Annotated in this window: 13 protein-coding genes; 8 read left to right on the top strand and 5 right to left on the bottom strand. The window is 73.0% G+C overall.

Translation table 11 applies throughout. The features are described 5' to 3' along the window. Together ACW0Q9_RS24125 and ACW0Q9_RS24120 are read left to right on the top strand one after the other, a co-directional pair. The coding region (locus ACW0Q9_RS24125) for a M28 family peptidase (RefSeq protein ID WP_456184972.1) at positions 1–2,300 on the top strand (2,300 nt) is incomplete at its 5' end. A gap of 97 nt (positions 2,301–2,397) precedes the next feature. Further along, a complete protein-coding gene (locus tag ACW0Q9_RS24120) occupies positions 2,398–3,000 on the top strand; it encodes a dihydrofolate reductase family protein (protein WP_456184970.1) in 603 nt (200 codons plus the stop codon). 162 nt (positions 3,001–3,162) lie between these two features. Here the strand turns inward: ACW0Q9_RS24120 and ACW0Q9_RS24115 are convergent, their stop codons facing one another. After that, on the bottom strand, positions 3,163–4,338 hold the full coding sequence (locus ACW0Q9_RS24115; RefSeq protein WP_456184968.1) for a low temperature requirement protein A: 1,176 nt from the start codon (positions 4,336–4,338) through the stop codon (positions 3,163–3,165). 146 nt (positions 4,339–4,484) lie between these two features. Here ACW0Q9_RS24115 and ACW0Q9_RS24110 point away from each other — a divergent pair, with 146 nt between their 5' ends. Both ACW0Q9_RS24110 and ACW0Q9_RS24105 read left to right on the top strand, forming a co-directional pair. Further along, positions 4,485–4,844 carry an ArsR/SmtB family transcription factor gene (locus ACW0Q9_RS24110; RefSeq protein ID WP_456184966.1) on the top strand — a complete coding sequence of 120 codons (360 nt, stop codon included), beginning with the start codon at positions 4,485–4,487 and terminating at the stop codon, positions 4,842–4,844. Continuing rightward, the gene (locus ACW0Q9_RS24105; RefSeq protein WP_456184964.1) at positions 4,841–5,524 is read left to right on the top strand and encodes a cation transporter; all 684 of its coding nucleotides are present in this window, start codon (positions 4,841–4,843) and stop codon (positions 5,522–5,524) included. The genes ACW0Q9_RS24110 and ACW0Q9_RS24105 overlap by 4 nt, the downstream gene beginning before the upstream one ends. A 13-nt stretch (positions 5,525–5,537) precedes the next feature. On the opposite strand, the gene ACW0Q9_RS24100 is transcribed toward ACW0Q9_RS24105, so the two are convergent. Then, positions 5,538–6,413: an alpha/beta fold hydrolase gene (locus ACW0Q9_RS24100; RefSeq protein WP_456184962.1), complete on the bottom strand. Its 876-nt coding sequence runs from the start codon at positions 6,411–6,413 to the stop codon at positions 5,538–5,540. A gap of 170 nt (positions 6,414–6,583) precedes the next feature. Here ACW0Q9_RS24100 and ACW0Q9_RS24095 point away from each other — a divergent pair, with 170 nt between their 5' ends. Continuing rightward, complete coding sequence (locus ACW0Q9_RS24095) at positions 6,584–7,024, top strand: hypothetical protein (protein WP_456184960.1); 441 nt, start codon at positions 6,584–6,586, stop codon at positions 7,022–7,024. Positions 7,025–7,039: 15 nt separating this feature from the next. Here ACW0Q9_RS24095 and ACW0Q9_RS24090 read toward each other — a convergent pair whose 3' ends face one another. From ACW0Q9_RS24090 to ACW0Q9_RS24080, 3 genes are all read right to left on the bottom strand, one after another. After that, positions 7,040–7,294: a Smr/MutS family protein gene (locus ACW0Q9_RS24090; protein ID WP_212831464.1), complete on the bottom strand. Its 255-nt coding sequence runs from the start codon at positions 7,292–7,294 to the stop codon at positions 7,040–7,042. A gap of 59 nt (positions 7,295–7,353) precedes the next feature. Then, positions 7,354–7,719 carry a tetratricopeptide repeat protein gene (locus ACW0Q9_RS24085; RefSeq protein ID WP_456184958.1) on the bottom strand — a complete coding sequence of 122 codons (366 nt, stop codon included), beginning with the start codon at positions 7,717–7,719 and terminating at the stop codon, positions 7,354–7,356. 88 nt (positions 7,720–7,807) lie between these two features. Next, on the bottom strand, positions 7,808–8,578 hold the full coding sequence (locus ACW0Q9_RS24080) for an ROK family protein (protein WP_456184956.1): 771 nt from the start codon (positions 8,576–8,578) through the stop codon (positions 7,808–7,810). A gap of 89 nt (positions 8,579–8,667) precedes the next feature. Between ACW0Q9_RS24080 and ACW0Q9_RS24075 the strand changes: the two genes are divergently transcribed. From ACW0Q9_RS24075 to ACW0Q9_RS24065, 3 genes are all read left to right on the top strand, one after another. Beyond that, complete coding sequence (locus ACW0Q9_RS24075; RefSeq protein WP_456184954.1) at positions 8,668–10,305, top strand: ABC-F family ATP-binding cassette domain-containing protein; 1,638 nt, start codon at positions 8,668–8,670, stop codon at positions 10,303–10,305. A gap of 38 nt (positions 10,306–10,343) precedes the next feature. Beyond that, positions 10,344–10,661 (top strand): hypothetical protein, encoded by a 318-nt coding sequence (locus ACW0Q9_RS24070; protein ID WP_091317692.1) that lies wholly within the window; start codon positions 10,344–10,346, stop codon positions 10,659–10,661. Between the two features lie 184 nt (positions 10,662–10,845). After that, positions 10,846–11,512: methyltransferase domain-containing protein (locus ACW0Q9_RS24065; RefSeq protein ID WP_456184952.1), on the top strand; the 667-nt coding region annotated here is incomplete at its 3' end.

Raw genomic sequence — 11,512 nt, 5'->3', positions numbered from 1 at the left:
GGGCCGCGCTGCTCGCCGTCGGCGCCGGCGTCCTGGTCGACCTGGCCACCCCGGCGCCGCGCCCCGCCGACGCACCCGCGGACGCGTTCAGCGCCGAGCGGGCGTACCAGAACGTCAAGGTCATCGCGGCGCGGCCGCACGTGGCCGGCAGCGCCGCCAACGACCAGGTCCGGGAGCACATCGTGGGTGTGCTGCGCGGGCTGGGCCTGGAGACCGAGGTGCAGGACACGGTGGCCCCGGAGGCCGGGCAGCTCAGCGGGGCGGCCGGCGGCGCGGCCCTGGCCCGGGTCCGCAACGTGGTGGCCCGGCTGCCCGGCACCGACCCCACCGGGCGGGTCTTCCTGGTGGCCCACTACGACTCGGTGCAGTCCGGGCCGGGCGGCAACGACGACGCGGCCGGCACGTCCGCCATCCTGGAGGTGGCCCGGGCGCTGACCGCCGGCCCGCGCCCCCGCAACGACGTGGTGCTCGTGCTCACCGACGCGGAGGAGGCGTGCCTCTGCGGGGCCGCCGGCTTCGCCGCCGACCACCCGCTGGCCGCCGACGGCGGCGTGGTGCTCAACCTGGAGGCACGCGGCTCCACCGGTCCGGTGATCATGTTCGAGACGTCCCGGAACAACGCGAAGCTGGTGGAGGCCTTCGGTCGGGCCGCCCCGCACCCGGTGGGCACCTCGTTCGCGGTGGAGATCTACCGGGCGCTGCCCAACGACACCGACTTCACCGCCTTCCTCGACCAGCGCTTCGTCGGATTGAACTCGGCGTACATCGACGGGGGCGCGGTCTACCACACCCCGCTCGACGTGCCGGCGGCGATGAACCGGGGCAGCCTCCAGATGCACGGCGACAACGCCCTCGGCCTGGCCCGCGAGTTCGGCCGGACCGACCTGCGCGACCTGCGTTCCGGCCACGACGACACCTACTTCCCGGTGCCCGGCGGCCTGGTCCGCTATCCCGGGTGGCTGACCCTGCCGCTGGCGCTGGCCGCCCTGCTCGCGGTCGGCGCGCTCGGCTGGCTGCTGCGCCGGCGCGGCCGGGCCACCGCCGGGCGGCTGGCGGCCGGCGTGGGGCTGGCCCTGGTGCCGGTCGTCGCCGCCCCGCTGGGCGCGTGGCTGCTCTGGACCGCGATCACCACGGTCCACCCCGGCTACGCCGAACTGCTCGACCCCTACCGCCCGGTCTGGTACCGGCTTGCCGTGGTGGCGCTCGCCGCCGCGATCCTGTTCGCCTGGTACGCGCTGACCCGCCGCCGGTTCGGCCCGGCCGCCCTGGCCTTCGGCGGGCTGGTCTGGCTGGCCCTGTTCGGGGTGCTGCTCGCCCTGCTGGTGCCCGGTGGGGCGTACCTGACCACCCTGCCCGCCCTGGCCGGCGCGGTGGCCGGCCTGGCGGCGCTGGCCACCCGGCGGGACGGGCCCTGGCCGGTGGTCGCGGTGACCCTGGCCGGCGCGGTGGCCGTGGTGATCCTGCTGCCCACGGTGGTGCTGCTCTTCCCCGCGCTCGGCATGGGCATGGGCGGCGTGGCGGCGCTCTTCGCGGTGCTGCTCGGCCTGGCCGCGCTGCCCGTGGTGGACCTGCTGCACCCGCAGGCCGGCGGCCAGCGCGGCCTGGTGGCGCTCCGGGCCCGCCGGCTCGGCACGCTGCCGGCCGGCGCCGCCGCGCTCGCCGCCGTGGTGCTCGCCGGAGTCGGCCTGTCCGTCGACCGCTTCGACGCCGCCCACCCCGTGCCGACTCACCTCATGTACGCCCTCGACACGGGCACCGGCAAGGCTCAGTGGCTCAGCCACGAGGAGGACCCGCAGCCCTGGACCGACGGCTACGTCGACGACAGCGTCTCCGTGGCCGACGACTTCCCGGGGCTGGGTGACGGCGAGCTGCGGGCCGGGCCGGCGCAGGCGGCGAACCTGCCCGCCCCGAAGCTGGAGACGCTCTCCGACACCCGCTCCGGCGACCAGCGGGTGCTGCGGGTCCGGGTGGTGCCCCAGCGGCCGGTCCGCCTGCTGACCCTGCACGTGGACACGGCCACCGCCGAGGTCCGCTCGGCCACGGTGGCCGGGCGGGACGTGCCGGTCAAGGCCCGCGACGGCCGGTGGGGCTTCGGCGTCGTCTTCCACGCCCCGCCGCCCGAGGGCGTGGAGGTCACCCTGACCCTGGCGCCGAAGGCGGGGCAGGTGAACCTGCGCGCGATGGACGCCAGCGACGGGCTGGGCGGGCTGCCCGGCTTCCGGGCCCGGCCCGCGGACGTCGGCGTGGTGGGCTCGCACAGCTCGGAGATGCTGGCGGTGGCCCGGACCTATCCCCGGTAGCCGGCCGCGGAAAAAAGTTCGGGACGGATGTCGAGGGAGGCGGCCCAGCTTCTACTCCCGGGTGAGGAACACGTTCACGATCCCGAGGAGCAGAGCAATGACGAAGGTGACCACCGGAGCCACCATGTCGCTGGACGGCTACATCGCCGACGCGTCCCACGGTGGGTTCGAACACCTCTTCCAGTGGTACGGCAACGGCGACGTGGAGACGCCGACGGCCAACCCTGAGATGACCTTCCGCACGTCGGCGGCGAGCGCGGAACACCTGCGCGCGCTGACCGAGCGCACCGGAGCGCTCGTCGTCGGCCGGCGGCTTTTCGACATGACCAACGGCTGGGGCGGCCGGCACCCGATGAACGTGCCGGTGGTGGTGGTCACGCACCACGTGCCGGAGGGCTGGGACCGGGAGGGCGACTCGTTCGTGTTCGTCACCGACGGCATCGAGGCCGCGATCGACCGGGCGAAGGCCATCGCCGGCGACAAGGAGGTCGGCGTCAACGGCGGCACCATCGCCACGCAGGTGCTGGAGGCCGGCCTGCTCGACGAGGTCCACGTGGATCTCGTCCCGGTCCTGCTCGGCGACGGCATCCCGCTCTTCGCCGACCTGGGGATCGCACCCGTCCAGCTGGAGGGTCCGACCGGGGTCGTCCAGGGCAACGGTGTGACCCACCTCGCCTACCGGGTGCGCAGGGAAGGCTGACGCCGCCGGTGGCGAGCGGTGTGGCCCCCGGGGGATCGCCCAGGGGCCACGGTCAGCGGGTCAGGAGACCTTAGATCAACCAGCTCTGTCCTTGCTGCCGGGCAATCAGTTACTCCGGGCAACTATTTGGGTGAGGAAGCACCGCCGCTCGGCTGAGCGGGATCAGCCGGGCCGTCCCCGCATCAGGGGCCGGGTCAGCCGGCTGCCCATGGCGTCCCCGGTCACCACCCCCGCCAGCATCAGCACGACCAGGCTGGTGACCAGCACCGGGGGCCAGCCGCCCACCCACGGCATCGCGGCCAGCAGGAGCAGCAGCCAGAACACCCGGTGCCACGGGATCGTGCCGACGATCCGGTAGGTGAACAGGGTGCGCCCGAGCAGGAAGAGCGCGGGCCCGCCGAGGATCAGCGCGATCCACCGCCCCGGCGTGTCGCCGGTGGGCCGCTCGACGACCAGGTCGGCCGCGGCGGCGGTGCACACGATGCCGGTCAACATGACCAGGTGGGTGTACGGCGCCAGCCGGGTCGCCCGGCGGAGCACCCGCGGGGCCGAGGTCCGCACGATGGCGCCGGCCCCCAGGACGTAGACCTGCCAGAGCAGCAGCATGGTGGCGAAGGCCGCCAGGAAGGCGGCCGACCGGGGCAGGGTGAACTCCGCGGTGCTGATCTCCAGCGTCGGCACCAGGATGACGTCGCCGAGCGCCAGGATGACGAACTGCTGGTAGCGCTCGCCCAGGTGCTCGGTCGTCTTCTCGTACTGCCCGAACGGCACCCGGCCGAGACCGGGCGTCGGGTAACGCGCCGCGGCCGAGACGTAGTCGATCGTCACCGCGAGGGCCCACAGCGTCAACGGCCACCCGTCCGGCAGCAGCGCCCCGCCGATCCAGAAGAAGCTGGAAATCACGAACCAGAAGAGGAAGCGGGCGGCCCGCTGCTCGGCCAGGTGCCGGTGCTGGTGCAGCACGGTCACCAGAACCACCCCCCGCACCAGGTGCGGGGTCACGTAGCCGACCGCGAAGACGAGCGCGTGCGAGTCGGCGGCCAGCGCCGCCGCCGTCACCACGGCACCGAGCATGGTCACCATCAGAATGGCCTGGATCGGTCGCTGGTCCGGGTCGTAGAAGTCGGTGGTGGTCGAGGTGATCGACCAGGTCCACCAGACCGCCATCAGCATGATCACGACCGGCGCGACGCCGCTCCACGAGCCCCGCTCCGCGATCAGCATCGAGACCAGCGCCAGCGCCGCCACGAAGACGACGTCGAAGAGCAGCTCCAGCAGGGTGGCCCGGGTGGACCCGTTCGGCCGGCGCACCAGCTCGCTGCTGCCTCCGCTGGTCATGCCCGGCCTCCCCGCCGCCCGTCGACGCCAGGTCGCGGGCGACGCTGCGTCCCCGAGGATTATCGGTCGCGCCGCGGCGACCCGTCCCCCGATCGGCATTCCCGGGTTCTCACTTTCCCATCGTTGAATCCGGCTATCATCGCGCCATGGCGATTGGTTGTCCCCCCGGGCTGGCTCCGGCCGTCGCACTGTTCCGGTCCCTCGGCGATCCGACCCGCCTGGCGATCCTGCGCCGGCTCGCGTCCGGCGAGGCCCGGGTGGTCGACCTGACCGGCGAGTTGGGCCTGGCGCAGTCGACGGTGTCGAGGCATCTGGCGTGCCTCCGTGACTGCGGCCTGATCGACTACCGGGTCGAGGGCCGCCAGTCGCGGTACGCGCTCACCCGGCCCGAACTGCTGGACCTGCTGCGCTCGGCCGAACAGGTCCTGGCCGCCACGGGTGACGCGGTCGCCCTGTGCCCGGTCTACGGCACCCCGGCCGGACCTGCCGCCGGGGCGGCGGCGTGAGCGTGTCGCTGCTGACCCCGGATCGTCGCGCGGCGCTGTCCCGCCGCAGCCTGTGGCTGGCCTACGCCACCGCCGGCTACAACCTGCTCGAAGGCGTGGTCGCGCTCGCCGCCGGCGCGGCGGCGTCGTCCACGGCGCTGCTCGGCTTCGGCCTCGACTCCCTGATCGAGGTCTCCAGCGCGGCGGTGGTGATCTGGCAGTTCCGCTCCCGGGGGCCGGAGGACCGGGAACGGCGGGCACTGCGACTGATCGCCGTGTCGTTCTTCGCCCTGGCCGCCTGGGTGACCGTCGACGCCCTGCGGTCGCTGCTGACCGGCGGCGAGGCCGAACAGAGCCCGGTCGGCATCGGCATCGCGGTCACCTCGCTGATCGTGATGCCACTGCTCGTACGGGCCAAGCGGCGCACCGGCCGGGAACTCGGCTCGGCCACCGTCCTGGCGGACTCCACCCAGACCATGCTGTGCACCTACCTGTCGGCGGTGCTGCTCGTCGGCCTGGTCGTCAACGCCGCCTGGGGCTGGTCGTGGGCCGACCCGATCGCCGCGCTCGTCATCGCCGCGGTCGCGGTGAAGGAGGGCCGGGAGGCCTGGCGCGGCGAGCACTGCGACGACTGCGCGCCGCTCCCGGTCGCGGAGACCGGCCAGCTCTCGGGCTGCGCGGACGGCTGCTGCACCGACTGAACTCCTTCCGCGCCTACCGCAGGAAATCCAGGAGCTGCTCCGTGGTCTGCTCGGGGGCCTCTTCCGGAATGAAGTGCCCGACCGGGACGGGCCCGCCGCGCACGTCGTCCGCCCACTCCCGCCAGATGCGGAGCGGGTCGTCGTACAGCTTCGCGACCTGGCCCCGCTGGCTCCAGAGGAACAGCACCGGGCAATTGATCCTCCGGTTTCCCCGGTCCGCCTCGTCCTGCTGGTAGTCCACCGTCGCGGCCGCGCGGAACTCCTCGCAGATCGCGTGGACCGTGGCGGGGTCGCTGAACTGCTTGACGTACGCGGCACGCACCTCGGCGGGGAACACGTCCTTCACCTCAGGCCAGGTGTCGAGCATGAAGTCGACGAGCACGGCGGGCGCCGCGTCGATGAACCGCTCCGGCACCGGCGCCGGCGCCGCCAGGAAGGACCAGACCCAGTAGGACAGGCTGAACGCCCTGTCGGCACGGTCGTAGACGTCGCCGACGGGAACGACGTCCAGGACGGCCAGCCGAGTGACGACGGCGGGTTCATCGAGCGCGAGACGGTAGGCGCAACGGGCCCCGCGATCGTGGCCGACGAGGTGGAAACGCTCATGGCCCAGACTCCGCATGACCTCGACCTGGTCGCGGGCGAGGGCGCGCATGCTGTACGGCTCGTGATCGGCGGTGCTCGGCGGCTTGCCGCTGTCGCCCCAGCCCCGCAGGTCCGTGACGACCACCGTGAAATCCTCGGCGAGCCGCGGCGCTACGCGATGCCACATGAGGTGCGTCTCGGGAATGCCGTGCAGGAGCAGGACGGGAGGCCCGCTTCCGCCGCGACGTCCGTGGATCGTCGCACCGGACGTGGGGATGTCGAATTCTTCGAATCCGTCGAACACAGCCGGACCATCTCCTCCGTGCAGCGTCCCCTGGCCGCGCTTCGACGCTAGCAGCGAACAGGGACGGGACCGGACCGAATCCCCACCTCGGGCCTGCCGTCAGATCGACCAACGCCATCCTGTTACCACGGCGCGACGGCGGCGAGACTCCCACCGGCATGAATAGATCCATGACAGGTGGGTGGTCGCTGCCGTGGCAGGCTCAGGTGGCCCGGGCCATCACGTTCCTTCAGGCGGCACCAGTCGGCCTCGCGGCGCTGTTCGACGTGGTCATACTGATCGCGCCCAGGTCCCGTCCGGCCTACTGGAGCGACCTGTGGTTCATCGCCGGAGGGCTGTCGCTCAGCGGCCTGGCCGTCCTGTCGGCTGCTCGCCTGGCACCCGGACGACGATGGGCCTGGTACGGCTCGGTGGCGGTCAACGCGGCGATGACAGTCGCCTGGGTGGCCGCCCTTGCCTGGGTGTACCGAGACAGTGCGGGGATCGAGGGAACGGACCCCGGCCTGGTGTTCGTCTCGATGTTGTTCGTCAGCCTTCCGATGATCGCGATCTCGGTGGCCGCCATCGGACTGCTCAGCGTCCGGTCGGTTCTCCGCAGCTGTCTCCGGTGATCAGAGACGACCCCACTACTTCCAGCGGAAGTGGACGAAGAGGCGGCCGAAGTTCTTCGAGTCCTTCTCGACCCGGTGGTAGAGCTGCTTGACGTCCTTCTGGTCGAGGAAGCGCAGCACCTTCTTCTTGAGCTGGCCGGAGCCCTTGCCGGGGATGATCTCCACCATGCTGGCCTTCTTCGCCACCGCCTCGTTCATGATGTCCCGCAGGGCACGGTCGATCTCGTAGCCCCGGTTGTAGATGTCGTGGAGATCGAGCTTGAGCTTCACCAACCCATCGTAGGTACGCCGAAGGGCAGCCCGGCAGGGCTGCCCTTCGGCGTCAACCGTCAGCGACCGCCGACCTTGCCCTCCACCCGGCGCAGTGCCGCCGTGTAGTCGGCGTTGGTCGAGTACATGGCGGCCGCGATGCGCAGGTGCCGCAGCGCGTCGACGGGGCGGTTCATCCGCTCCAGCGTCCGGCCCAGCACGTGGTGCGCGTAGTGGTCGCTCGGGTCCCGGTCGACCAGCTCGCGCAGCTGCTCCTCGGCCCGGTTGAGCTGGGCCGACTGGAAGTACGCGCGGGCCAGCAGCTGCCGTACCGAGGAGTTGCCGGGCTCGGCCTCGACGATCGGTTCGAGCAGCCGGGCCGCTCCGGTCGGGTCACCCGCTTCGAAGAACATGGTCGCCCGCCGGTAGTCCGCCAGAAGATCCACTGACCCACCTCCTCGTGTCGCGCCAGCGCTTTCTCCGACGCTGGCACAACACCGGCCGTACCGCGAGTGTTCCTTCGGGCGTGATCGCTCAGGGAGTCGGGTCGTACCGGTCGCCGACCAGTTCCCAGGCCCGGACACCACCGACGATTCCGGCAGTGTTCGGGACGACCACGACGTCGTCGCCCATCCGGGCCAGTTGTTCCGGCCGGATCAGCCGGGAGTTGCCCCCGCCGAGGTAGAGCCGGTCCCAGCGGAAGACCGGCCGCAGGCCCTCCACCACCTGCCGGATCCGCCGGGACCAGAACGCGTCGCCGAGCCGGCGCCGTTCCGGCTCCCCGACGTACGTGTCGTAGGTGGTGTTCCAGCGCACCGGGGCGTGCGACAGCTCCAGGTGCGGGGCGAGCACCCCGCCGTCGAAGAGGGCGCTGCCCAGCCCGGTGCCGAGGGTCAGCACCAGCTCGCAGCCGGTCCCGGCGACCACTCCGGCGCCGTGCACCTCGGCGTCGTTGAGTACCAGCGCCGGGATGCCGAACGCCTCGGCCAGGGCGGTGCGCGCGTCGTACCCGGACCACTCGGCGACCAGCCCGGGATCCACCCGGCTGCGCGGGCCGGAGCGGGTCACGTAGTGCGGGGTGGCCACCACCACGCCGTGCCGGATCATGCCGGGCATCCCGACGGTGAGCCGGTCCGCCGCGGGCAGCCGGCCGCCGAGATCCAGCAGCGTCTTGACGAACAGGGCCGGCGGCAGCGGGTACGGCGTGGGGACGCGCAGCGGCCGGGCCCGCATCGTCCCCGCGGCGTCCAGGACCGAGGCCTTGATCCCGCCGCCCCCGCAGTCGATCGCCAGAGTGGTCACCACGGCTGTGAGTCTTCCTCACCTCGGTCGCGCCCCGAGCCCGGGTCATCCGATTCGCCGCGGGTGCCCGCGCCGGTAGGCTCGATCTCCTCATGAGCGCCACGTTGATCGCCAAGGACCTCACCGCCGGGCACGGCGACCGCCTCCTCTTCGCCGACCTGGACCTCGTGGTCGCGCCGGGCGACGTGGTCGGGCTGGTCGGGGTGAACGGCGCCGGGAAGTCCACCCTGCTGCGCACCCTGGCCGGGCTCCAGCCGCTGGAGCAGGGCTCGGTGGCGTTGAACCCGCCCGCCGCCACCGTCGGCTACCTGCCGCAGGAGCCGGATCGCCGGCCGGGCGAGACGGTCCGGGGCTTCCTGGCCCGGCGCACCGGGGTGACCGCGGCGCAGGCCGCGCTGGACGCCGCCACCGAGGCGCTGACCGCCGGGGCGCCGGGCGCGGACGACGCGTACGCCACGGCGCTGGAGCGCTGGCTGGACCTGGGCGGGGCGGACCTGGACGAGCGGGCCGAGCAGGTCGCCGCCGAGCTGGGCCTCCGCGTCGACCTCGACCATCCGATGACCGGCCTCTCGGGCGGCCAGGCGGCCCGGGCCGGGCTGGCCTCGCTGCTGCTCAGCCGGTACGACGTCTTCCTGCTCGACGAGCCCACCAACGACCTGGACCTGGCCGGCCTGGACCGGCTGGAACGCTTCGTCACCGGGCTGCGCGCCGGCACGGTGCTGGTCAGCCACGACCGGGAGTTCCTCACCCGGACGGTCACCCGGGTGGTGGAGCTGGACCTGCACCAGGGGCAGGTCAACCACTTCGGCGGCGGCTACGCGGCCTACCTGGAGGAGCGCGAGGTGGCCCGGCGGCACGCCCGCGAGGAGTACGAGGAGTACGCCGGCACCCGGGCCCAGCTGGAGGCACGGGCCCGGACACAGCGGGCCTGGATGGAGAAGGGCGTGAAGAACGCCCGGCGCAAGGCCACCGACAACGACAAGATCGGCCGCAAGTTCCGCTCCGAGTCCACCGAGAAGCAGGCCGCCAAGGCCCGGCAGACCGAGCGGTTGATCGAGCGGCTGGAGGTGGTGGAGGAGCCGCGCAAGGAGTGGGAGCTGCGGATGGAGATCGCCGCCGCGCCCCGCGCCGGCGCCGTCGTGGCCGCGGTCCGGGGCGCCGTGGTACGCCGCGGCGACTTCACCCTCGGCCCGGTGGACCTCCAGATCGACTGGGCCGACCGGGTGGCGATCACCGGGGCGAACGGCTCCGGCAAGAGCACCCTGCTGGCCGCGCTGCTCGGCCGGCTGCCACTGGACGAGGGGCACGCCGCGCTGGGCCCGGGCGTGGTGGTGGGCGAGGTGGACCAGGCCCGCGGGCTCTTCCTCGGCGACCAGCCGCTGCTGGACGCGTTCGGCGCGGCCGTACCCGAGCTGAACCCGGCGGACGTGCGGACGCTGCTGGCCAAGTTCGGCCTCCGGGCCGACCACGTGCTGCGGCCGGCGGCCACCCTCTCCCCCGGCGAGCGGACCCGGGCCGCGCTGGCCCTGCTCCAGGGGCGCGGGGTGAACCTGCTGGTGCTCGACGAGCCGACCAACCACCTGGACCTGCCGGCCATCGAGCAGCTCGAATCGGCCCTGGCCGGCTATCCGGGAACCCTGCTGCTGGTGACCCACGACCGGCGGATGCTGGACGCGGTGAGCGTCAACCGGCGGCTGCGGGTGGCGGACGGACGGATTGCCGAGGATTGATCCGTGCCGACCCGGTCGCGCGGGGTGAGAATGACTCCATGCTCAAGTGGGAGTACGCGCTGCTGGTCCGCCGCCGCCAGGCCGCCACCACCGACATCGGGTGGGAGGTCGTCTTCATCTGGTACGGCCCGGACGGCTCCATGATCGACGTCACGCCGTACGGCGACACCGCGCTGGCCCACCTGAACCGGGCCGGTGACCAGGGCTGGGAACTGGTCGCGATGAGCGAGGATCCGTCGCTGCCCGGCAACAACGAGTTGCACCGCTACCACCTCAAACGGCCGAAGGCGGCCGCACCGCAGCCGCGCCAGCGGATGCGCGGCTCCCGCACCGCCCGCCGCACCATCGCCGGCTGACCGCCGACCCTTCCCTGATCCACTCCAGCTCGCCGATGTGGCGCCATCGCCGGATGCCGGATGCTCGGCGAGGTGGAGTGGATCAACCGCCCGGTGCCGGTTTCCGGGCAGCGAGTGGCCGGGACTCGGGCAGGCCAGGCATATCGGGCGGGGATGCGGGTATCGCGCCGCCCGGAGGTGGCGCATGGTGGCGATCGCGCAATCCGCACTGTCGGGCGAGCGGCTGCGGGAGGTCGACGGCTTCCTCGCCGAGGCGTGGGCCGATCTGGCCCGGCACGACGAGCGGCTGCGCGGCCTGACCGTCGAGGTGCGCTTCGACCGGGGCGTCGCCCACCTCGACGGCGCGGTCGCCGACCCGGCCCAGCTGCGGCTGGTCCGGGACCTGGTGGGCCGGCTCGCCGGGGTGCTCGGCATCTGGTGCCGGGTGAGCGTCGCCGGCCGGGCGCCGGTGGTGGTGGACCTGGGCTGCGGGGCGACCAAGCAGTGGCCGGGCAACCTGGGGCTGGACATCTACCCGGCGCCCGGGGTGAACGCGGTGGCCGACCTGTCCGGCTCGCTGCCGCTGGCCGACGACTCGGTGGACGTCTTCTTCGCGGTGCACATCCTGGAGCACCTGATCGACTTCCTGCCGCTGCTCGACGAGTGCCACCGGGCGCTGCGCCCGGGCGGCGTGCTGCACGTGATGAGCCCCTGGTGGCGCCACGTGAACGCGGTGGCCGACCCGACCCACGTCCGCCTGCTGGACGTGCAGACCTTCAAGGGCATCTGCGGTCAGCGCCCACCCGGCACCCCGCGCTGGTACCCGCTGCACGTGGGCTGCGACGGCGCCTCCATCTTCGCCGACCTCACCC

This window comes from Micromonospora sp. I033, assembly GCF_053890995.1.
Note: the sequence above shows the minus strand (reverse complement) of the source record. Positions and strands in the feature narration are given on the sequence as shown.